Source organism: Pseudomonas sp. 2822-17 (assembly GCF_002742485.1).
In the GTDB taxonomy this organism is placed as follows: domain Bacteria; phylum Pseudomonadota; class Gammaproteobacteria; order Pseudomonadales; family Pseudomonadaceae; genus Aquipseudomonas; species Aquipseudomonas cyclaminis.
Map to the genome: position 1 here is coordinate 213,188 of NZ_LJRZ01000455.1, position 22,660 is coordinate 235,847.

Here is a 22,660-nt window from a genome sequence, read left to right on the forward strand (position 1 = left end):
GAAAAACTTGTCCTGTCCAATCCCATACATTTCAAGACTTTACAGACACATTCAGTAGCATGGGGCCATCTTCGCCGAATGGCGGGAATGTCTGGCAGGATAGCGGCAGGGTGAGCGGTCAGGCCTTGACCTGACTCAACTCGACATGAAAGCGACAGCCATTGGGCTCCATGGTGCTGAGGCTGACGCTCCAGCCCTGGTTCTCGCAGATGCGCTGGACCAGTGACAAACCCAACCCCAGGCCCTCACCGCGTTTTTCGCTGCCGCGCACGAACGGCTCGAACATCGCTTCGCGCTTGTCTTCGGGAATGCCGACCCCCGAGTCCTCCACCACAAAACCATTGGGTTCGAGTGTGAGCCGGATAAAACCGTGCTCGGTGTAGTGCAAGGCATTGCGCAACAGGTTGCCCATCACCGCATGCAGGAAGGTGGTGTTGTAACGCGTGTCCAGCGGGTTGCCCGGCTGGTAGATCAGCTCCAGGCCCTTGCGCTCGATTTGCTCACGCCAGATGCCGAGCAAATCGTCCGCCACTTGCGTCAGGGTGACCTGAGGCGACATGGCCGCATCGTTATGCTGGGCACGGGCCAGCATCAGGAAGGTCTGCACCAGTTCACGCATTTCTTCACAGGCCCGAGCAATACGCAGCACCTGGTTACGCCCGCGCTGGTCGATGGCTGGGTTTTCCAACAGCAGCTCACAGGAGCTGGCCAGCACCATCAAGGGCGTGCGCAATTCGTGGCTTACGTCGCTGGTAAACATTTGCTCACGGGACAGCGCCTGGCGCAGGCGCCCCAGGGTGGCATCGAAGGCCACGGCCAGCTCACCGACTTCATCGGCGGCATAGTCCGGCGCCAGGGGCGGCGCCAGGCCCAGCAACTGGTCGCGATGCCGCACTTGGCGCGCCAGGCGCACCACCGGTGCCATCACTTTGCGCGCCAGCACCCAACCGAGGAATACCGCCAGCGCCAGGCTGAGCACAAAGCCCACCAGCACCACGGCGAACAGCACGCGCTCGCGCTCTTCGAAATCGCTTTGGTCTTGCAGCAGCACATAGCGACGGCCGTCGATCACTTCGACCATGGCGTGGTAGGACAGCGACTCGCGAAACACCTCATGAAAGCCCGGCTCCAGGTGCCGCAGGTCCTTGGGCAACTCGAAATCACCCGGACCACCGCTGAAGTAGAACAACTGGTCCGGCTCCGGCCGGTGGTTCCAGTCCTCGACGCTGTCCATCAACAGCAGCCGCTGCAGGTCACCACCCAAACCCGCCGAAATCAGCTTCTCTTCCACCAGATGCACGGTGGCGACGATGCCCATGGCGAAGGCCCCCGCCACTAACGCGCTCATCAGGGCAAAGGCAATGATGATCCGCTGGGCAAGGCTTTGCTTAAACTCCATCACGACCCTCGGCCAGGCGATAGCCGACGCCGTGCACCGTTTGCAGCAACGGCTTGGCAAAGGGTTTATCGATCACTTGGCGCAATTGGTGGACGTGGCTGCGCAGGCTGTCGCTGTCCGGGCAGTCATCGCCCCACAACGCTTCTTCGAGCACTTCCCGACGCAGCACGTGCGGGCTCTTCTGCATCAGCACCGCCAGCAGCTTGAGGCCGACCGGGTTGAGCTTGAGCAGACGCCCTTCACGGGTGACCTCCAGTGTGTCGAGGTCATAATTCAGGTCGGCCACTTGCAGGGCACGGCGTCCGCCGCCTTGGGCACGGCGCAGCACCGCTTCGATGCGCGCGGCCAGCTCCGACAGGGCAAACGGTTTGAGCAGGTAGTCATCGGCGCCGGACTTGAAGCCCTGCAGCCGGTCATCCAGTTGGTCGCGAGCGGTGAGCATGATCACCGGCGTGTCGCGGCGTGCGTCTTCGCGCAGGCGTTTGCAGAGGGTGTAGCCATCGATACCGGGCAGCATGATGTCGAGCACAATCAGGTCGTAGTGCTCGGTGGCCGCCAGGTGCAGGCCCGACAAGCCGTCCTGCGCACAGTCAACGGTGTAGCCCTTCAGCCCCAGGTAATCAGCCAGGTTGGCCAGAATATCGCGGTTGTCTTCAACCAATAAAATTCGCATGGGCAGTGTCTCCGTACGCGGTAACGGCCGTGTTGGCTCGCGCAGCTTAAGGCCAAGTGTGGCCTACGGCTAGGGCGGTGCGACCACTCTATAAGTTTTTTCAACCAACTGGAGGGCTTCACGAGTTTTTCACTATCGCTTCACCCGGCACCCACACGAAGGCTGTCAGGATGTCGTCGTCATGCCTGGCAAAAAACAGGCAAAAAAAGCCCCGCCTGCATCACTGCAGGCGGGGCTTTTAGGTTAGCCGGGTAAGGCTGGCTTACATCATGCCGCCCATGCCACCCATGCCGCCCATGTCTGGCATACCGCCGCCAGCGCCTTCAGCCTTCGGCTTGTCAGCAATCGCAACTTCGGTGGTCAGCAACAGACCAGCAATCGAAGCGGCTGCCTGCAGGGCCGAACGAGTCACCTTGGTTGGATCCAGGATGCCCATTTCGACCATGTCGCCGTATTCGCTGGTTGCAGCGTTGTAACCGTAGTTACCTTTGCCGTTCTTCACTTCGTTGACCACAACACTTGGCTCGTCGCCGCTGTTGGAAGCAATCTGGCGCAGTGGGGATTCAACGGCGCGACGCAGAACAGCGATACCGACGTTCTGGTCAGCGTTGTCGCCTTTCAGGTCAACCAGGGCTTCCAGAGCACGGATCAGCGCAACGCCACCGCCAGGTACCACGCCTTCTTCAACGGCTGCACGGGTTGCGTGCAGGGCGTCTTCAACGCGGGCTTTTTTCTCTTTCATTTCAACTTCGGAACCAGCGCCAACCTTGATCACTGCTACGCCGCCGGACAGCTTGGCCAGACGCTCTTGCAGTTTTTCACGGTCGTAGTCCGAGGAAGTCTCGGCAACCTGGGCGCGGATCTGAGTGATGCGCGACTGGATGTCGCCGTCAACGCCAGCACCGTCAACGATGATGGTGTTTTCCTTGGAAATGGTCACGCGCTTGGCGCTACCCAGGTTTTCCAGGGTGGCGCTTTCCAGGCTCAGGCCGATCTCTTCGGAGATAACGGTACCGCCGGTCAGGACAGCGATGTCCTGCAGCATGGCCTTGCGACGGTCGCCGAAGCCTGGAGCCTTGACGGCTGCAACCTTGACGATGCCACGCATGTTGTTCACAACCAGCGTCGCCAGGGCTTCGCCTTCAACGTCTTCGGAAACGATCAGCAGTGGGCGGCCGGCTTTGGCAACGGCTTCCAGCACTGGCAGCATTTCGCGGATGTTGGAGATCTTTTTGTCGACCAGCAGGATCAGCGGGCTTTCCAGCTCGGCAACCATGGTTTCTGGCTTGTTGACGAAGTACGGGGACAGGTAGCCACGGTCGAACTGCATGCCTTCTACAACCGACAGTTCGTTTTCCAGGCCAGTGCCTTCTTCAACGGTGATCACGCCTTCTTTACCGACTTTTTCCATGGCTTCGGCAATGATGTCGCCGATGGAGCTGTCGGAGTTGGCGGAGATGGTGCCTACCTGAGCGATAGCCTTGGTGTCAGCGCATGGCTTGGACAGGTTTTTCAGCTCGGCAACAACGGCGATGGTCGCCTTGTCGATGCCGCGCTTGAGGTCCATCGGGTTCATGCCGGCAGCGACGGCTTTCAGGCCTTCGTTGACGATCGACTGAGCCAGGACGGTAGCGGTGGTGGTGCCGTCGCCTGCGTCATCGTTGGCACGGGAGGCAACGTCTTTGACCAGCTGCGCGCCCATGTTTTCGAAACGGTCTTCCAGTTCGATTTCTTTTGCTACGGAAACGCCGTCCTTGGTGATGGTCGGAGCGCCGAAGCTCTTCTCGATGATCACGTTACGGCCTTTAGGGCCCAGGGTCGCTTTTACTGCGTCAGCCAGGATGTTGACACCGGTGAGCATTTTTTTACGGGCGGAATCGCCGAATTTAACTTCTTTAGCAGCCATGATCGATATTCCTTAAATACTTTGTAGTAACGGGAAAATGAGCGGGGAAATCAGTCTTCCAGAACAGCGAGAATCTCGTTCTCAGCCATAACCAGCAGGTCTTCGCCATCAACTTTCACAGTGTTGCTGCCGGAGTAAGGGCCGAATACAACCTTGTCACCGACTTTAACGGCCAGCGCACGCACATCACCGTTTTCCAGAGTCTTGCCTGGGCCTGCAGCGACGATCACACCGTGGTTGGCTTTTTCAGCAGCCGAACCTGGCAGAACGATACCGCCAGCGGTTTTCTTTTCTTCTTCGCTGCGACGGATTACGACGCGGTCGTGCAGAGGACGAAGCTTGCTCATTGTCGATCTCTCCTAATTGTGTTTTTCATCGGCCGGTGTCAGTACCGGCAGGTTGTTATCCGGCGGTGCCGGTCGCGCCTCGCCAGGCAAGACGCGGAAGTCTGTCTGGTGTTGCCACCAGAAACCTTGCGGTGACCGTTACATAAGGGCGCGTAAGCTTATTACAAGGGCGCTCGGCGGAATTTTTTTGCAGCTGCCGAGCAATAAAAGCAACACGGCACCCCAAGGTGCCGTGCCAATCAAGCGGTTATTTGCTGTCGCGGTGTTCGAACTCACCTTCGATCACATCACCTTCACGCCCCAACGGCTGGCGCGGAGCCGGGCCGCCACGGGGTTGCAGGTCGTCGGCAAACGCACGCTGGCGGATCGCCGCCTCTTCGGCGCGCTGACGCATCTTGCCGGCCAGCAGCTTGCGGGTGAACGGCAACAACAGGAACAGCCCGAGCACATCGCTGACGAAACCCGGCAAGATCAACAGGCCACCGGCCAGGGCCATCATCAGGCCTTCAAGCATGGTCTGGGCCGGCAGTTCACCGCGGTTCAGGCTTTCACGGGCACGCAGTGCCGTGGCCAGGCCGGCGACGCGCAGCACCAGGACGCCGAGCATCGAGCCGAGAATGATCAGCAACAGGGCCGGGAAAAAACCGATCGCACTGCTGACTTGAACGAATACGAACAGCTCCAACACCGGGAACAGCAGAAAGAGCAATAAAAAAGGGCGCATCAAAAGGTTCCTCAACGCAAGAATGCCTTGCCAGTCCACCTTAGATGACGTCGCCATTATGTGAATTCAAGCGTCAGCCGCGGCTTTTTTCGGCCAGACGTCGGCGTGAGCCAATGAAACCAAGGCTTCGCGCACTTGTGTCGGCGTGTTGCAAGACTCGGCAAACGGCAGCCAGTACAAGGATTGGCCGATGCGCAGGTGCATGCCTTCGCTGTCGATGCCGGCCAGTTGCGCGGGCTCGGAAGTCGGCAGGCCGGCAAGCTGAACGTAATGGGCGATAGCCTGGGTGTGATCGCTGTTCATGTGTTCGATCATGCTGCGCTCGGCCTTGCCCGCGAATGGATTGGTCAGGTTCAACTGATCGACCCAGTGAATCGCGCCAAAGCCGCCGATGTAACGGTGGCGCACCGGCTTGAGCACCCAGAAGTCAAAGTCATGGGCCTTGTGGTAGTTGGCGGAATCGGGGAAGTAGCGGTAATAGCGTTCGGCGGCGGCTTCGATGGCGGCGCCCTCCTCCAGCTTCTCGGCTTCGGCCAGGTAGGTCAGGCGCCCCACTGCCTGCACATCATCGGCCTCGCGTTCGCCGACCAGCAGCGAGCACTTCGGGTCTTTTTGCAGGTTGTGGGTGTGCTGGGCAATACGGCTGATCAGGATCAGTGGGCGGCCCTGCTCGTCCAGGCAGTACGGCACGACCGAGCCGAAGGGGAATCCTGGCATGGCTTTGGATTGTGTGGCGAGAGCCCCACGGTATTCCTTGAGCAACAGCTCTCGGGCGTTCTTGGCAACGTGCGCGCTCAACGTATGACTCCTCGGGTATTCAGCCGCCCACAGCATATGGGAATGGATCTCAACACAAGGTAATCAATATACGCGCAGGTTGCCAGCGGCTCTGTGTTACCAGGCCACGCCGAAGCCTGCGGTGTAGCGGGTCTTGCTCAAGCTGCTTTCCGAATCGCCACTGATGACGTCGCGCTCGGCCTTGAGATTGAGGGAAGCCCATTCGGTGACCTTGTAGCGCAGGCCCATCTCGGCATCCAGGGAATAATCCACAGGCCCGTCGATAGGACGGCCCAATTCACCGGTGGTAAAGAACTCGACTGTCTTGCCCACGAGATAGCGGTTGTAATTCCACTTCATGGCCACCGAGTAGAAATTGTCCTTGCCGCCCGTGGCGTATTCATAGTCGGTGCGGTTGACCAGCGAGCCAAGGGAGAACGCGCCCAGCTCATCATCCCAGAACTGATAGCCCGGACCGGTACCGACTGTGCGTTGGCGCGCGAGGTCTTCAACCTTGTCGCGCTTGTAGGTCAGGCGCCCCTGCCAGAACCAGTGTTCGGTGAGGAATCGGTCCAGGTCGTATTCCAGGGCCCAGTTGTCCGTGGTGGTGACATCGTCCTGAAACTCGCGGTTGTATTCGCCCTGGCCGGTGTGACGCCATTGGCCATGACGCGCCGTGGTCTTGAAGTCGATGTCGTAGTCGTTGGTGTCGTTTTCGGCACGCTTGTAGTCCAGCGCCAGGTCGACATTACCCTTCCACACCAGGTCTTCGATCACAGGCTTTGGCTTGATGATCTGCTGGATGCTGGCCAGGTCAACGGTCTTCGGCGCCTCGCCATTGGCCAACACCACTTTGCCATCGTCTGCGGCCTTCAGGGATTTCGCCTTTTCGCCGGTGTAGGCGTCCTGCTTGACCAGCAATTCCTGGTCGCTTTCCAGGGTCTTGACCTGCTTCCAGTCCACCGGGATGGCGCCGGCATAGTCAGTCTGGATCAGTAATTTGCCACCGTCGAAGACCTTGATTTTGCCGGTCAGGCGGTCACCGTTTTTCAACCAGACCGTATCGGCAAGCAAGGGCGTGGAGGCACTGAGGACAGCGAGGCACAGCAGGGTTCTGGACAACATAAGCGGATAAGGAGCTCAGGGTTGGCGAAAAGGGGCGGTTATCGTGTTAGATAGCTAGGACTGACTCAAGGTTTTGTGTTGAGTTCAATTCTCATCGCCATGTTTACAGACGTTTCTTACAGATAGACAGACGATTTCAACGGATAGCTGCTCAGTGAACCTCTCTGCCGACACCCCGCAAAGCCCCGCCGAGATGCGCCGCACCGCGCTGTACCTGACCTTGGCGCAAGTCCCCGCCGGCTGCGTGGTGAGCTACGGCGAGCTGGCGCAACTGGCGGGCTTGGGACGCGCTGCCCGCTGGGTGGGACGCACCTTGAGCCAGCTTCCCGAAGGCACCACATTGCCCTGGCACCGCGTGCTGGGTGCCGGTGGTCGGATAAGTCTGCCGGTGGGCAGCGTCTCGGGCGACGAGCAGCGCGCGCGTTTGCGCGATGAAGGCGTGACTGTCCGCAATAATCGCGTGGATATTCAGCGCCATGGCTGGCGCCCGGTAGAGCACAGCGGTTAGAGTGCGCGCTTTGTTTCCGCGAACCTGAGGCAGACTCCAGCCCATGCCCCGTAAAACCTGGCGCGCCGCGCTCGCCGCCTATGCCAGCCCCTCGACGTTAGTCCTGTTGTTGCTCGGCTTTGCCGCCGGCCTGCCTTACATGTTGGTGTTCTCGACGCTTTCGGTGTGGTTGCGCGAGGCCGGTGTGGCCCGCGAGACCATTGGCTACGCGAGCCTGATCGGCCTGGCGTACGCCTTCAAGTGGGTCTGGTCGCCGCTGCTCGACCAATGGCGCCTGCCGCTGCTCGGCAAACTTGGACGACGTCGTTCCTGGTTGGTATTGGCCCAATCGCTGGTGATCCTCGGATTGATTGGCATGGGTTTCTGCGACCCGCAGAAACACTTGTCCTGGCTGATCGCGATTGCCGTCGTCGTTGCCTTCGCGTCCGCCACCCAGGACATCGCGGTCGACGCCTATCGCCTGGAAATCGCCGACGATAGCCGCCAGGCCGCACTGGCCGCCAGCTATATGTCCGGCTACCGCATCGCCGCCCTGCTGGCCACGGCGGGCGCGCTGTTCTTTGCCGAAGGCTTCGGCTCCACCGGTTTCAACTATAAACACTCGGCGTGGACTGGCACCTATGTGCTGTTCGGCGTGCTGATGGTCCCCGCGCTGCTGACCACCCTGTTCATGCGCGAACCGAATGTGCCACTGCGCACCCAGTTGCAGGCCGGGCGCTACAGCTTCATGCATCAACTGATGTCGGTGTTTGTGCTGATCGTGCTGCTGGTGTCCGTACCCGCCATGTTTACCCAGCTGTACAACACCGACTTCGCTAGCGTGCTGTTCCACGACACCAGCGTGTGGGACCTGCTGATGGAAGACCGCGCATTCCTGCGCGCCATTCTCTATATCACCCTCACCGCCCTGTGCCTCTCGACCATGGGCCGTCGCGGCCTGGCGCCCGTGCTCACGCCGGTCAACGACTTTATCCTGCGCTACCGCTGGCAGGCATTGCTGTTGCTCGGACTGATCGCCACCTATCGCATGTCCGACACGGTGATGGGCGTGATGGCCAACGTGTTCTATATCGACCAGGGCTTCACCAAGGACCAGATCGCCGGGGTCAGCAAGATCTTCGGCCTGATCATGACCCTGCTCGGCGCCGGCATGGGCGGCCTGCTGATTGTGCGCTTCGGCATCCTGCCGATCCTGTTCATCGGCGGCGTGGCGTCGGCCGGTACCAACCTGCTGTTCGTGATGCTCGCCGACATGGGCCCGGACCTGCAGATGCTGATCTTCACCATCTCCCTGGATAACTTCAGCTCCGGCCTCGCCACGTCGGCGTTTGTGGCCTATCTGTCGAGCCTGACCAACCTCAAGTTTTCCGCCACCCAATATGCGCTGCTCAGTTCGATCATGCTGCTGCTGCCGCGCCTGATCGGTGGGTATTCGGGGGTGATGGTTGAGAAGTTCGGGTACCACAACTTCTTCCTGATCACCTGCATGCTGGGCGTGCCGACGCTGCTGCTGATTGCGCTGCACTGGTATCAGGAAAATCGGCGGATTCGGTTGAATCCCCCGCAGGAAGACTGACACCAGCCGGACAATGTGCGAGGGGGTTTGCCACCGATGGCAGAGTGTCAGTCAGCTTATACATAGCTGACACACCGCAATCGGGGGCAAGCCCCCTCCCACATTAGCCTGCACACCCCTCTGCATTCTGATGCCTGTACTCCAGCAGTTTGCGCCCGTACAATCCCAAGTCATTTCAAGTCCAAGCAACCGACAACGGCCTACCATGCGTACCAGTCAATATTTGCTCGCCACACAGAAAGAAACGCCTTCCGACGCGGTTGTGATCAGCCATCAGCTGATGCTGCGCGCCGGCATGATCCGCAAACTGGCCTCCGGCCTGTACACCTGGCTGCCCATGGGCTTGAAGGTGATGCGCAAGGTCGAAGCCATCGTTCGTGAAGAAATGAACGCCGCCGGCTCTCTCGAAGTGTTGATGCCGAGCACACAACCGGCTGAGCTGTGGCAGGAATCCGGGCGCTGGGAAGAGTACGGCCCTGAGTTGCTGCGCTTCAAGGACCGTCACGGCCGCGACTTCTGCGCCGGCCCGACCCACGAAGAAGTGATCACCGACCTGATGCGCAACGAGCTGAGCAGCTACAAGCAGCTGCCGCTGAACCTGTATCAGATCCAGACCAAATTCCGTGATGAAATCCGCCCACGCTTCGGTTTGATGCGCGGCCGCGAATTCATCATGAAGGACGCCTATTCGTTCCACGCTGACCAGGCATCGCTGCAGGCCACCTACGACCGCATGCACCAGGCCTACTGCAACGTGTTCACGCGCCTGGGCCTGAAGTTCCGCGCGGTTGAAGCGGACAACGGCTCCATCGGCGGTGCTGGTTCCCACGAGTTCCACGTACTGGCTGAGTCCGGCGAAGACGATATCGCGTTCAGCAACGGTTCCGACTACGCGGCGAACATCGAGAAAGCCGAAGCCGTGCCACGTGAAACCTCGCGTGCAGCACCGGCTGAAGAGCTGCGCCTGGTGGACACGCCAGAGACCAAGACCATCGCGGCCCTGGTGGAAAAATTCAATCTGCCGATTGAAAAGACCATCAAGACCCTGATCGTGCGCGCCGAGGAAGAAGGCAAGCTGATCGCCCTGGTGATCCGTGGCGACCACGAACTCAACGAAATCAAGGCTGCCCAGCAACCTGGCGTAGCCAGCCCGCTGGTCATGGCCACCGATGACGAACTGCGCAACGCCATTGGCGCCGGCGCCGGCTCCCTCGGCCCGCTGAACCTGCCGCTGCCGATCATCATCGACCGTTCGGTCGAGCTGATGAGCGACTTCGGCATCGGCGCGAACATCGACGACAAGCACTACTTCGGCGTTAACTGGGAACGTGACCTGCCGGTTCCGACCGTGGCCGACCTGCGCAACGTGGTTGCAGGCGACCCGAGCCCGGATGGCAAGGGTACCCTGGAAATCAAGCGCGGCATCGAAGTCGGGCACATCTTCCAGCTGGGTAACAAGTACAGCAAGGCGATGAAGTGCGAAGTGCTGGGCGAGAACGGCAAGCCGATCACCCTGGACATGGGCTGCTACGGCATCGGCGTATCCCGCGTGGTTGCAGCTGCCATCGAGCAGAACAACGACGAGAAAGGCATCATCTGGAGCGACACCCTGGCGCCGTTCCAGATCGCCCTGGTACCGCTGCGTTATGAAACCGAGCAAGTACGCGAAGCCACCGACAAACTGTATGCCGAACTGACGGCCGCCGGTTTTGAAGTGTTGCTCGATGACCGGGACAAGAAAACCAGCCCGGGCATCAAGTTCGCCGACATGGAGCTGATTGGCATCCCGCACCGGATCGTGGTCAGTGACCGCGGCCTGGCCGATGGCAATCTGGAATACAAGAGCCGGACCGAAGCCGAAGCCCAACCGTTGCCGGTGGCTGACGTGCTGTCTTTCCTTCAGGCGCGTATTCGTCGCTGAAAACCAGATCAAGAGAAGTCATGTTCAAGCGAAACACCAGAGCCCTGGGGGGCGCCGCCTTGTGCGGCGCCCTGCTGGTCAGCGGCTGCGCCAACCAGATGTCACAACGCAGTGAGCACGAGGAGCGGGTCGAGCGTAAGTTGCTCGACCACAGCCTGCAGATCGATGTAGGCGAGCCTAAAGTGCTGGAGCTGCCGCAACGCCGGGTTCGCATTCACGAGCAGAAGACCTTCGAGGTCACCGAGTTCGAAGTCACCCGTCGTTACGACCGCTACACGCCCTACCAGCCCTGGCGCAAACTCTATGAGCTGCCCCTGGGTGCGGTGGCTTTGGTGGCGGGCGCGGGTGCCAACGTGGCGAATATCTTCGCCCTCGGCAACTTGCCGACCAGCATGACCCACGACTGGCTGAGCTACGGCGTGGACGGCCTCAACCCGTTCATGAACGTGCAATCCCACGGCCGCGCGCAACAGAACCTGGCGGGTATCGATGAAGTCCAGCGTGATAAACGCGTGGAGTATTCAAGCTTGCCCTGGAGCGAACGACCGGTACAGGTGACTGCCGGCAAAAAGATCCACGAGCTGACCACCGACCGCAACGGCGTGCTGCGCCTGAACCTGTTGGACAGCCCGTTTGCCGAGCAAGACCTGAACCGCGTCACGACCTTGAAGATCAGCGTGGAAGATGGCCAGGACGACGTGCATTCGGACTCGACCCTGGCCATCAGCAGCACCTTGCGTGGCAAGCTGCTGGAAGCCCACGGCCTGATCTACGACGACCTGGAAGATGACGAAGTCAGCCAGTGGGTGCACCGGGTCAAGCGCCTGTCGGAGCTGGGCCTGGAAGAAGAGGCCAGTGAACTGGAACAAAGCCTGATCGAACTGACCCGCAATGATCCAGAGTTGCAGCAGGAATTTCTGCAGGCGTTGACCAAGGATGCAGGGCGACTGGTGGCAGATCCCGGCGCACGCTAAGCCTTAGGCCATGTGAAGATCCAAATGTGGGAGCGGGCTTGCCCCCTCCCACATTTTGCTCCCGGTTTCTACCAGGAGAACTCCAGCTGTTCGTTGCCATTGCTCACATCCAGCAACCGCACCCCGATCCCCAGCAACCGCACCGGTTTCCCTCCGCGATTAAACGCCTGGGTCATCAGCTGTTGATAACTCTCCAGATCCCTGCCCGCCCCGGCCTGCTCCAAGGTCGTTTGGGTAAAGTCATGAAACTTCACCTTAACGAATGGCTTGCCCGCACGGTAACTGCTGTCGATGCGCGCCATGCGCCCCGCCAGGGTTTCCAGCAGCTCAGGGAGTTTTTCCAGGCAGCTTGAGAGATCCGGCAGGTCCACATCGTAGGTATTTTCCACACTGATCGATTGCCGACGGTTGTCGTTCTGCACAATGCGCTCGTCAATCCCACGGGCCAGGTTCCAAAGCCGCTCACCAAAACTGCCGAATTCGCGCACCAGCGCCAGCTTGTTCCACTCGCGCAGTTGCAGGCAGTCTTCAATACCCAAACGTGCCAGCTTGTCGGCCGTGACCTTGCCCACGCCGTGCAACTTGCTGACGCGCAACTGAGAGACAAAATCTTCGACCTGGTCCGGCGTAATCACGAACAGACCGTTGGGCTTTTTCCAGTCGCTGGCGATCTTGGCCAGGAATTTGTTCGGCGCCACGCCTGCCGACACGGTGATATGCAACTGGTTGGACACGCGACGGCGAATATCCTGGGCGATGCGCGTGGCGCTGCCGCCAAAATGTGGGCTGTCGGACACGTCCAGATAGGCCTCATCCAAGGACAATGGCTCGATCAGGTCGGTGTAGTCGCGAAAGATCGTCTGGATTTCCTTCGACGCTTCCTTATAGGCATCCATACGCGGCTTGACGATGGTCAGGTCCGGGCAGAGCTTCAAGGCATGGCGCGACGACATGGCCGAACGCACGCCATACGCCCGCGCCTCGTAATTGCACGTAGCGATCACGCCCCGTCGGTCCGCCGAGCCGCCCACCGCCAGAGGCTTTTGCGCCAGGCTCGGGTTATCGCGCATCTCGATGGCGGCGTAGAAGCAATCACAGTCGACGTGGATGATTTTGCGCTGCGTCATATATAGAAGGGGTGAAATCCAACGGGCGGGCAGTATCGCACTCACCCCTGTATATAGCACCAGTAGTTTGAATCTTCCGCCTGAGCGGTAGGAAATTTCGCAGATGAATTTATTTTCTCAATCGAAATCAGCATCCCGATAGAGCCCAAACCCTTGGCCCGACTGGCCCGCGCAGCCCATATACGCCCATATGGAGAGCTAACCGATTGAACAGCAAGCGCTTTTCTTCGAATCGCGGGTTGACACACTCGCGATCCTCTGTAGAATGCCGACACACAGACGCGGGATGGAGCAGTCTGGTAGCTCGTCGGGCTCATAACCCGAAGGTCGTCGGTTCAAATCCGGCTCCCGCAACCAAACATCAAAAAAGGCTACTCGAAAGAGTGGCCTTTTTTGTGCGTGGCTGTTTTTCAATCGGGGATCGCGTGAACTTCACTATGGGCTGCTTCGCAGCCCGGCGCGGGGCAAGCCCGCTCACCACAGCAAGACCACTCACCACAGCAAGACCACTCACCACAGCAAGCCCGCCGACCAAAAAGCGTTTTCAATCGTGAACTTAGGTTGCCTGGGCAGTTAATTCACACTTATTTGACTCATCGGTTGATTAACGGTTGACACCTCGCCGCTTGGCTGTAGAATGCCGCCCACAGACGCGGGATGGAGCAGTCTGGTAGCTCGTCGGGCTCATAACCCGAAGGTCGTCGGTTCAAATCCGGCTCCCGCAACCAAACATCAAAAAAGGCTACTCGAAAGAGTGGCCTTTTTTGTATCTGACGAAAAAGTTCTTCTGAAACAATGGCATGGCATCTTTCATGAAACCGTACACGGTTTGTGGAGTCCATCTCATCACACGCTATGCTTACTCCTCTACGACCAATGGCCGCTGTCGCCGCACTCGGTGATCCGCGTTAATATTTGTGATTATTTTGTCCATAGGGATTGGTAACTTGGCTGGATACCCCCATCCTGTCGCGCACAATCCACGAGGTGATTGATGCGCGCCAACTCGTCTGAACCACAAGACACCGTCACAGCAGAACATCCGATCACTCCCACCCGTTTACGTTGGCTGGATCTGTTGAGCAAATACCGGCAACCCATCGGGCTGGCGGTCACTCTGTTGCTGTTCGGCATCGCCCTGATCGCCTGCCGCCACTTGCTGCTGGAACTGGATCTCTACGCCCTCCACGACTCGATCCTGGAAGTGCCCAAACCCGCCCTGCTCGGAGCCTTTGCCGCTGCCGTTGCAGGATTCATCATTCTGCTGGGTTATGAGTTTTCCGGGGCGCGCTACGCCGGAGTGAAGTTGCCTGCCAAGACCCTGGCCCATGGTGGCTTCACCGCCTTTGCCATTGGCAACGCGATTGGCCTGTCGATGCTCTCCGGCGGTTCGGTGCGTTACCGTTTATACGCACGCCATGGCATCGGGGCTTCGGAAGTCGCCCATATGACCGTGTTCGCCAGCCTGGCCCTGGGTTGTGCCCTGCCGCCACTGGCCGCACTCGCGACGCTGAGCAACCTGCCGGCGGCGTCGACCTACTTGCACCTGTCGCAAGGTTTGCTCGGCGCGATTGCCGGTGCCGTGCTGCTGTTGTCGGCCGCGCTGTGCATCGGTATCTATCGCCGCCGCTTGCCGGAGCAACCTTACCCCGACAATCTGCTGGTCAAGGTCGGCCGTCGCACCCTGCGCCTGCCCGGCCGGCGCCTGACGTTCCTGCAACTGGTGATCACTGCACTGGATGTCGCCGCTGCCGCCACCGTCCTTTATCTGCTGCTGCCGGAAGCGCCGCCCTTCGGCCCGTTCCTGCTGGTGTACCTGCTGGCGCTCGCCGCCGGCGTGCTCAGCCATGTGCCGGGCGGTGTCGGGGTGTTCGAAGCGATCCTGCTCGCCGCGTTTGCAGACAAGCTTGGCGCTGCGCCACTGGCCGCCGCGCTGCTGCTGTATCGCATGATCTACGTGGTGCTGCCACTGCTGATCGCGTGCGTGTTCCTGCTGATCAACGAAGCGCAGCGGCTGTTCCAGACCCAGCAGAGCCTGCGCGTCGCCTCAGGCCTGGCGGCACCGGTGTTGGCCGTACTGGTTTTTTTGTCCGGCGTGGTCCTGCTGTTTTCCGGCGCCACGCCAGAGATCGACTCACGCCTGGAAAACATCGGCTTCCTGATTCCCCACCGCCTGATTGACGCCTCGCACTTTGGTGCCAGTCTGATCGGCGTGCTGTGCCTGTTGCTCGCCCAGGGCCTGCGTCGACGTCTGTCGGCGGCCTGGATGCTGACCATGGTGCTGCTGCTGGTGGGCGCCCTGCTTTCGCTGCTCAAGGGTTTCGACTGGGAAGAAGCCAGCCTGATGACCATGACCGCGATACTGCTGGCGATCTTCCGCCGCTCGTTCTACCGCGCCAGCCGCCTGACCGAACTGCCGTTTTCGCCGCTGTACCTGGTGGCCAGCGTCTGCGTGCTGGGCGCCTCGATCTGGCTGCTGCTGTTTGCCTATCAAGATGTGCCGTACAGCCATCAACTGTGGTGGCAGTTCACCCTCGACGCCAACGCCCCACGCGGCCTGCGCTCATTGCTGGGGGCCGCCGTGCTGCTGGTGATCGTGTCGCTGACCTGGCTGCTGCGCACCGCACGCCCGGTGATTCACCTGCCGACCCCGGATGAGCTGGAGCGTGCTTCCAGGATCCTGATGGCCTCGTCCCAGCCCGACGGCGGCCTGGCGCTGACCGGTGACAAGGCGCTGCTGTTCCACCCCAACGACGAAGCCTTCCTGATGTATGCCCGTCGCGGCCGCAGCCTGGTGGCCTTGTACGACCCGATCGGGCCGACACAACAACGGGCCGAGATGATCTGGCAGTTCCGCGACCTGTGCGATATCCACCATGCGCGCCCAGTGTTCTATCAGGTGCGGGCAGAGAACCTGCCGTATTACATGGACATCGGCCTTACCGCCATCAAGCTGGGCGAAGAGGCCCGCGTCGACCTGAAACGCTTTGACCTGGAAGCCAAGGGCAAAGAGATGAAGGACCTGCGCTACACCTGGAACCGTGGCACCCGGGACGGCTTGTCCCTGGAGATCCATGAACCGGGTACGGCGCCGATGGATGAATTAAAAGTCATCTCGGACGCCTGGCTGACGGGTAAGAATGTGCGCGAAAAGGGCTTTTCCCTGGGACGCTTCAGTGATGACTACCTCAAGCACTTTCGCATTGCGATCATTCGCTTCGAAGGACGCCCGGTAGCCTTCGCCAACCTGCTTGAGACGTACAATCACGACCTGGCCAGCCTTGACCTGATGCGTGCCCATCCGGAAGCACCCAAGTTGACCATGGAGTTCATGATGGTCGGCCTGATTCAACACTATAAGAGTCACGGCTACGCCCGCTTCAGCCTCGGCATGGTGCCGTTGTCGGGCCTGCAACCGCGACGCGGCGCGCCACTGACCCAGCGCCTGGGTTCGATGGTGTTCCGGCGCGGTGAGCAACTGTATAACTTCCAAGGTTTGCGCCGCTTCAAAGACAAGTTCCAGCCCGACTGGGAACCCCGTTACATGGCTGTGCCCGCAGGACTTGATCCGCTGGTGGCACTGGCCGATACCGCCGCCCTGATCGCGGGCGGCTTGACTGGATTGGTGAAACGCTGATGATTCGACGCTCCTGGCGGTATGTATTGGCCTTTGTAGTGCTGCTGGCCCTGGTCCTGGGTGGCAGCTTTTGGTACTTGAAACGCCCTGCCCCGCAGCCGACCCTGGAGCAACTGCCCCAGGCCGACGGCTCGGTGATGACCCGCGTCACCCCAGCCGGCACGTCCAAAGCCCGCGTCGCCGTGGCGGTGATGGCCGACGAAACCCTGACCGACAGCCAGTTGATCACCCTCAGCCAGGGTGGCAAGGCGCAGATCGTCCAGGTGATCCTGCCAAAAGACGACTGCAAGCTGCAGGAACAAGCGCTGCAAAGCGCCCTGGGCCAGCTCAAAGGCCCGGCGACCCTGGTCAGCGGCATCGGCCCTGGCGCGGCGCTGGCCTGGCGCTGGCTGGCCGCACAGAACGACGACAACGCCAACGCCATCTCCGTCGGCTTCGCTCTGGTGCAGGAAGGCTGCAAGGACCCACTGCCGAAAACGGCCGCACACGGCAACTGGCTGGTCGCGTGGAACGATAACCCTGACGACGAAAGCGCCAGTTTCGTACGCGACACACCGCGCGCCACCACCAGCATCAGCGACTACGACATTCACTACCCGCAGGTGCTGAACAACGAATTGCGCAAGCAACTGGTGGGTTCGGACAACGGCGGCCTGGCGATTCCCGTAGTAGAAGTCCCGGCAGGCCAGGCCAAGGACACTGTGACCCTGTTCCTCTCCGGTGATGGCGGCTGGCGTGATCTGGACCGTGACGTCGCGGGCGAAATGGCCAAGATCGGCTACCCGGTGGTCGGCATCGACACCCTGCGCTACTACTGGCAGCACAAGACCCCGGAACAAAGCGCCAAAGACCTGACCGAGCTGATGCAGCACTACCGCCAGAAATGGGGCACCAAGCGCTTCGTGCTGACCGGTTATTCGTTCGGCGCCGACGTGCTGCCGGCGATCTACAACCGCATGCCGGAAAACGAGCAGCAGCGCGTCGACGCGATCATTCTCCTGGCCTTCGCCCGCACCGGCAGCTTTGAGATCGAAGTGGAAGGTTGGCTGGGCAACGCCGGCAAAGAAGCCGCGACCGGCCCGGAAATGGCCAAGCTGCCGCCGGAGAAAGTGGTGTGCATCTATGGCGCCGAAGAAGTCGACGAGAGTGGCTGCACCGACAAGACAGCCGTAGGTGAGGCGCTGAAGCTGCCCGGTGGGCATCACTTCGACGAGAACTACCCGGCGCTGGCCCAGCGGTTGGTGGATATCATCGTCAAGCACCAGGCCAAGGCCGAGTAATTAAACCAACTGTGGGAGGGGGCAAGCCCCCTCCCACATTTGTTTTGCATTGCCAGTGAGATTCAGCGCGGCTCGATATGCGCAATCATCAGTTGCACGGTTTCATTCCCACGAAACTCGTTCACATCCAGCTTGTAGGCCAGTTCCACCCAGCGCACGGTCGGGTTCGGCCAGACCTCACGGTCCACCCCAAAGGCAATGCCATCGAGCTTCACTGAGCCACATTCGCTCTTGAGCACCACCTTCAGGTGCCGCTCACCCACCACCCGCTGTTCTACCAGCTGGAACACACCGTGAAACAACGGCTCGGGAAAGTGTTGCCCCCACGGCCCGGCATGCCGCAGGGCGCGGGCCAGCTCCAGGTGGAACTCCTCGACCGCCAGGGTGCCGTCGGACAGCAGGCGTCCGGTGAGGTCTTCTTCACGCAATTGCCGACGTACTTCGGCATCAAAGGCTTCGGCAAACAGTGGGAAATTCGCCTCGGGCAACGTCAGACCCGCCGCCATGGCGTGGCCGCCGTATTTGGCGATCAGGGTGGGATGCTGGCTGGCGACCACCGCCAGGGCATCACGGATGTGAAAACCCGGCACAGAGCGCCCAGAGCCCTTGAGCAAGCCATCGCCGGCGTCGGCGAAGGCGATGGTCGGGCGGAAATAGCGCTCTTTCATGCGCGAAGCCAGAATGCCGATCACGCCCTGGTGCCATTCGGGGTCGAACAGGCACAGACCGTAGGGCATCGATTCCACCGGCAGGTCCTTGAGCTGGGCCAGGGCCTCGCGCTGCATGCCTTGCTCGATGGATTTACGGTCCTGGTTCATGCCGTCCAGTTGCGCTGCCATTTCCCGCGCCGCCGCGAAATCCGTGGTGAGCAGGCATTCGATGCCCAGGCTCATGTCGTCCAGGCGCCCGGCGGCATTGAGCCGTGGCCCCACGATAAATCCCAGGTCGGTAGAGGTGATGCGCGCGGCGTCACGCTTGGCCACTTCCAGGATCGCCTTGATCCCCGGCCGAGCGCGACCAGCACGAATGCGCTCCAGGCCCTGATGCACCAGGATGCGGTTGTTGGCGTCCAGCGGCACCACGTCGGCGACGCTACCCAGAGCGACCAGATCAAGCAGATCGCCAATGTTCGGTTGCGGCTTGTTCGCATACCAACCCATATCGCGCAGGCGTGCGCGCAGGGCCATCAACACATAAAAGATCACGCCCACGCCAGCCAAGGCCTTGCTGGGAAACTCACAACCCGGCTGATTCGGGTTGACGATGGCATCGGCCGCCGGCAACTCATCACCCGGCAAGTGGTGGTCGGTGACCAACACCTGCAACCCCGCCGCCTTCGCCGCCGCCACGCCTTCGACGCTGGAGATGCCGTTGTCCACGGTGATCAGCAACTGCGGCTCGCGCTGCAACGCCACGGCGACAATCTCCGGGGTCAGGCCATAGCCGTATTCGAAGCGGTTGGGCACCAGGTAATCCACATGGGCCGCACCGAGCAAACGCAGGCCCAAAGTGGCCACGGTGCTGGCGGTGGCGCCATCGGCGTCGAAGTCGCCAACGATCAGGATGCGCTGGCGCTGCTCCAGGGCCGTCACCAGCAGATCAACCGCCGCGTCGATACCTTTGAGCTGCTGATAGGGAATCAACCGCGCGAGGCCTTTATCCAGCTCGGCCTCGGACTGCACACCGCGTGCGGCGTAGAGACGGGTCAACAGCGGCGGCAGATCGCCGAGGAATGGCAGGACAGCGGGCAACGGGCGAGGATCGATACGCATACGGGGGTGATGACTTCTCTGCGGATACAACGGTTAAACGACAATTCTTCATACAACACAAATCACTGTGGGAAGGGGCTTGCTCCCTCCCCACATTTTTCAATCGCGTCCGCCAACCAGCCATTGCAGTTGCACTTCATGCTGGCCACGGTCATCGGTGACGAAGATCGTGCCTTCGCTGATCATCACGTCCCACTTGATCACGCGGGGCATGTCCTTGGCCAGGGTCTCCAGAATCTCCTGAGGCACCGCGGCGATGTGCACGTTCTTCAGGTTTTTCGCCACCGGCACCACTTTGCCTTCCCACACACGCAGGCTGCCATACGCCAGCAGACTGGTGCGTTCGGTGCGACGCGAACACCAGGTCAGGCGATCAGCATCGGGTTGGCCGACTTCAATCCAGTGCAGAACCCGATCATCCAGGCTTTTTTCCCACAGGGCTGGTTCGTCTACATCTGACAAGCCACGACCGAACGCCAATTGCTCGTTGTAAAACAGGGCATAGGCCAGCAGGCGCACGGTCATGCGCTCTTCGGTTTCCGAAGGGTGACGGGCGATGGTCTGTTTGACGCTCTCGTACACCGAACGATCAAGGTCGGTGAGGTTGAGTTCGAATTTGTAGGTCGTGGACGGCTGGGCCATGAACGGGCTTCTAGAGACAGGGAAAGGCGGCCAGTCTAACCGATGGCGGGGCCATTCAACGAATCCTGCGCTGCATCATGCTTATCCCTGGCCGCCCGCCTATGTTAAAAGGCTTCACACACCCGCTCTGCGTAGCCAAGGATCCTCATGTCGTTTAATGCCAAACCGCTTGCCGGCCTGAAAGTCATCGAACTCGGCACCCTGATCGCCGGCCCGTTCGCTTCGCGTATCTGCGCGGAATTCGGCGCCGAGGTGATCAAGGTCGAATCCCCGGATGGCGGCGACCCGCTGCGCAAATGGCGGAAGCTGTACGAGGGCACCTCGCTGTGGTGGTTCGTACAAGCGCGCAACAAGAAATCCCTGACGCTGAACCTCAAGCACCCGGACGGGCTGGCGATTCTCAAGCAACTGCTGGCGGACGCCGACATCCTCATCGAGAACTTTCGCCCCGGCGTGCTGGAAAAGCTCGGCCTGAGCTGGGAAACCCTGCACGCGCTGAACCCGAAACTGGTGATGGTGCGGCTCTCGGGCTTTGGCCAGACCGGGCCGATGAAGGATCAGCCGGGCTTTGGCGCCGTGGGCGAATCCATGGGCGGGCTGCGTTACATCACCGGTTTCGAGGACCGCCCGCCGGTGCGCACCGGGATTTCCATTGGCGACTCTATCGCTGCTTTGTGGGCAGTGATCGGGGCGCTGATGGCGCTGCGTCATCGCGAAGTGAATGGCGGCGTGGGGCAAGTGGTGGATGTAGCACTGTATGAAGCCATCTTCGCCATGATGGAAAGCATGATCCCCGAGTTCGACGTGTTCGGCTTTATCCGCGAGCGCACCGGCAACATCATGCCCGGCATTACGCCGTCGTCGATCCATACCAGCGCGGACGGCAAGCATGTGCAGATCGGCGCCAATGGGGATGCGATCTTCAAACGGTTCATGAGCGCCATCGGCCGTGAAGACCTGGCGAACGACCCGCAGTTGGCGAGCAATGACGGCCGCGATGGCCGCCGTGATGAGCTGTATGGCGTGATTGATCGCTGGGTCAGCTCACTGTCACTGGAGCAGGTGGTGGAGCGACTGAACAAGGCCGAGGTGCCCGCCAGTCGGATCTACAGTGCCGAGGACATGCTGGGTGACCCGCAATTCGTGGCGCGAGAGATGTTCCTCAAGGCCCGGTTGCCAGGCGGCAAGGACTTCAAAATGCCAGGCATCGTACCCAAGCTGTCAGATACTCCCGGCAGTTGCGAGTGGGTCGGGCCGCAGTTGGGCGAACACAACAGTGTGTTGCTCAACGAACTGGGCTACGACGCCGCGGCCATTACCCGTTTACGTGAGCAAGGGGCGATCTGATGGCCAACTCAAGATAATGGCGCCTCGTTGGCTGCTGGGCCTTTGTGCACCGTTGTTCGGACTTCTGCCATTGCCAGCCCAGGCGGCGGACACCTTGACCTGGCTGATCCGCGACTTGCCGCCGATGATCATCTTCGACGGCCCGCAAAAGGGTCAGGGCGCCATCGACGAATTGCTGCCGATGCTGATGGATCGCCTGCCCGAGTACCAGCACAAGATTCTGCACGTCAACCGTGCGCGCGGCCTGCAAATGCTGCAGACAACCGCCCTGACCTGCGACCCCACCATGCTGTGGACGCCGGAGCGGGCCAAGTGGGTGGTGTATTCGCGTCCGGCTTTTTCCATCGTCAGCAACGGCGTGGTGGTGCGCCAGGACCACCGTGAAGTGCTCGCGCCGTTTATTGCACAGCAGCGGGTCGACCTCTCGGCGCTCCTGCTGGATAAACACGCACGCCTGGGCGTAGTGGCCGAGCGCAGCTACGGGGCGTTCATCGACGACGTGCTGGAGCACGCGGACGCACACAACCGCGTACTGCACTACGGAAACGACGCACTGGGCAGCCTGCTGCAAATGCAGCGCTTGGGGCGTCTGGAAGCGGTGCTGGGCTACTGGACTGAAATTCGCTATCACGCCCTGCGCCAGGGTATTGAGCCGCTGACATTGGCGTTCTATCCCATTGCCGGCTCCATGCCCTACCAGCGTGTTCACATCGGTTGCTCCAATACGCCCCAGGGCCACCAGGCGATTGAACACATCAACCAAGTGTTGAGCGAACTGCCCCAAGCTCAACTGCTGCACTCCTACGCGGCCTGGCTCGACCCGACGCTACGCGCGCAATACCTGATCGACCACCCCCGGTTCTACCAGGACACGCCCATGCCCTGACAAATCGCGGGCAAAAAGAAACCCCGAAGCGTGGGGAGA

18 protein-coding genes and 2 tRNA genes are annotated in these 22,660 nt (G+C 60.7%); 10 read left to right on the forward strand and 10 right to left on the reverse strand.

Going from position 1 to position 22,660, the window contains the following annotated elements; translation table 11 throughout:
- Window positions 1–118: 118 nt before the first annotated feature.
- The 7 genes from AOA60_RS17715 to AOA60_RS17745 all read right to left on the reverse strand — a co-directional run bounded on the left by AOA60_RS17715 (window position 119) and on the right by AOA60_RS17745 (window position 6,951).
- Window positions 119–1,399: a HAMP domain-containing sensor histidine kinase gene (locus tag AOA60_RS17715; protein WP_099585552.1), complete on the reverse strand. Its 1,281-nt coding sequence runs from the start codon at window positions 1,397–1,399 to the stop codon at window positions 119–121.
- Window positions 1,389–2,072, reverse strand: coding sequence for a two-component system response regulator ColR (colR, locus tag AOA60_RS17720; RefSeq protein ID WP_027605482.1), 684 nt, complete (start codon window positions 2,070–2,072; stop codon window positions 1,389–1,391). The genes AOA60_RS17715 and colR overlap by 11 nt, the downstream gene beginning before the upstream one ends.
- 262 nt (window positions 2,073–2,334) lie before the next feature.
- Window positions 2,335–3,978, reverse strand: coding sequence for a chaperonin GroEL (gene groL / locus AOA60_RS17725; protein WP_099585553.1), 1,644 nt, complete (start codon window positions 3,976–3,978; stop codon window positions 2,335–2,337).
- 50 nt (window positions 3,979–4,028) lie between these two features.
- Window positions 4,029–4,325: a co-chaperone GroES gene (gene groES / locus AOA60_RS17730; protein WP_003175874.1), complete on the reverse strand. Its 297-nt coding sequence runs from the start codon at window positions 4,323–4,325 to the stop codon at window positions 4,029–4,031.
- A gap of 247 nt (window positions 4,326–4,572) precedes the next feature.
- Window positions 4,573–5,049: an FxsA family protein gene (locus AOA60_RS17735; protein WP_099585554.1), complete on the reverse strand. Its 477-nt coding sequence runs from the start codon at window positions 5,047–5,049 to the stop codon at window positions 4,573–4,575.
- A 66-nt stretch (window positions 5,050–5,115) separates the two neighbouring features.
- Entirely contained in the window at window positions 5,116–5,847 is a 732-nt protein-coding gene (locus tag AOA60_RS17740; protein WP_099585555.1) for a HugZ family protein, read from the reverse strand.
- Window positions 5,848–5,943: 96 nt separating this feature from the next.
- Window positions 5,944–6,951, reverse strand: coding sequence for a DUF481 domain-containing protein (locus AOA60_RS17745; RefSeq protein WP_099585556.1), 1,008 nt, complete (start codon window positions 6,949–6,951; stop codon window positions 5,944–5,946).
- A 154-nt stretch (window positions 6,952–7,105) separates the two neighbouring features.
- Here AOA60_RS17745 and AOA60_RS17750 point away from each other — a divergent pair, with 154 nt between their 5' ends.
- The 4 genes from AOA60_RS17750 (at window position 7,106) to AOA60_RS17765 (ending at window position 11,930) form a co-directional block, all read left to right on the forward strand.
- Window positions 7,106–7,459, forward strand: coding sequence for an MGMT family protein (locus AOA60_RS17750; protein ID WP_099585557.1), 354 nt, complete (start codon window positions 7,106–7,108; stop codon window positions 7,457–7,459).
- A 43-nt stretch (window positions 7,460–7,502) separates the two neighbouring features.
- Complete coding sequence (locus AOA60_RS17755) at window positions 7,503–9,035, forward strand: AmpG family muropeptide MFS transporter (RefSeq protein ID WP_099585558.1); 1,533 nt, start codon at window positions 7,503–7,505, stop codon at window positions 9,033–9,035.
- Window positions 9,036–9,240: 205 nt separating this feature from the next.
- Window positions 9,241–10,956 (forward strand): proline--tRNA ligase, encoded by a 1,716-nt coding sequence (locus tag AOA60_RS17760; protein WP_099585559.1) that lies wholly within the window; start codon window positions 9,241–9,243, stop codon window positions 10,954–10,956.
- A 20-nt stretch (window positions 10,957–10,976) separates the two neighbouring features.
- Window positions 10,977–11,930 carry a hypothetical protein gene (locus AOA60_RS17765; protein WP_099585560.1) on the forward strand — a complete coding sequence of 318 codons (954 nt, stop codon included), beginning with the start codon at window positions 10,977–10,979 and terminating at the stop codon, window positions 11,928–11,930.
- Between the two features lie 68 nt (window positions 11,931–11,998).
- Here AOA60_RS17765 and dinB read toward each other — a convergent pair whose 3' ends face one another.
- Entirely contained in the window at window positions 11,999–13,057 is a 1,059-nt protein-coding gene (gene dinB, locus AOA60_RS17770) for a DNA polymerase IV (protein ID WP_099585561.1), read from the reverse strand.
- Window positions 13,058–13,337: 280 nt separating this feature from the next.
- On the opposite strand from dinB, the gene AOA60_RS17775 reads away from it, so the two are divergent.
- From AOA60_RS17775 to AOA60_RS17790, 4 genes are all read left to right on the forward strand, one after another.
- A tRNA-Met gene (locus tag AOA60_RS17775) sits at window positions 13,338–13,414 on the forward strand.
- Between the two features lie 294 nt (window positions 13,415–13,708).
- Window positions 13,709–13,785 (forward strand) — tRNA-Met (locus AOA60_RS17780).
- Between the two features lie 266 nt (window positions 13,786–14,051).
- Window positions 14,052–16,694 carry a bifunctional lysylphosphatidylglycerol flippase/synthetase MprF gene (mprF, locus tag AOA60_RS17785; RefSeq protein WP_099585562.1) on the forward strand — a complete coding sequence of 881 codons (2,643 nt, stop codon included), beginning with the start codon at window positions 14,052–14,054 and terminating at the stop codon, window positions 16,692–16,694.
- The gene (locus tag AOA60_RS17790) at window positions 16,694–17,974 is read left to right on the forward strand and encodes a virulence factor family protein (protein ID WP_099585563.1); all 1,281 of its coding nucleotides are present in this window, start codon (window positions 16,694–16,696) and stop codon (window positions 17,972–17,974) included. The genes mprF and AOA60_RS17790 overlap by 1 nt, the downstream gene beginning before the upstream one ends.
- A gap of 62 nt (window positions 17,975–18,036) precedes the next feature.
- Here AOA60_RS17790 and recJ read toward each other — a convergent pair whose 3' ends face one another.
- Window positions 18,037–19,746 (reverse strand): single-stranded-DNA-specific exonuclease RecJ, encoded by a 1,710-nt coding sequence (gene recJ / locus AOA60_RS17795; RefSeq protein ID WP_099585564.1) that lies wholly within the window; start codon window positions 19,744–19,746, stop codon window positions 18,037–18,039.
- A 99-nt stretch (window positions 19,747–19,845) separates the two neighbouring features.
- The gene (locus AOA60_RS17800; RefSeq protein WP_099585565.1) at window positions 19,846–20,388 is read right to left on the reverse strand and encodes a YaeQ family protein; all 543 of its coding nucleotides are present in this window, start codon (window positions 20,386–20,388) and stop codon (window positions 19,846–19,848) included.
- Window positions 20,389–20,535: 147 nt separating this feature from the next.
- Here AOA60_RS17800 and AOA60_RS17805 point away from each other — a divergent pair, with 147 nt between their 5' ends.
- Window positions 20,536–21,735: a CaiB/BaiF CoA-transferase family protein gene (locus AOA60_RS17805; RefSeq protein WP_099585566.1), complete on the forward strand. Its 1,200-nt coding sequence runs from the start codon at window positions 20,536–20,538 to the stop codon at window positions 21,733–21,735.
- A gap of 16 nt (window positions 21,736–21,751) precedes the next feature.
- Window positions 21,752–22,621, forward strand: coding sequence for a TIGR02285 family protein (locus tag AOA60_RS17810; protein WP_099585567.1), 870 nt, complete (start codon window positions 21,752–21,754; stop codon window positions 22,619–22,621).
- Window positions 22,622–22,660: the final 39 nt, after the last annotated feature.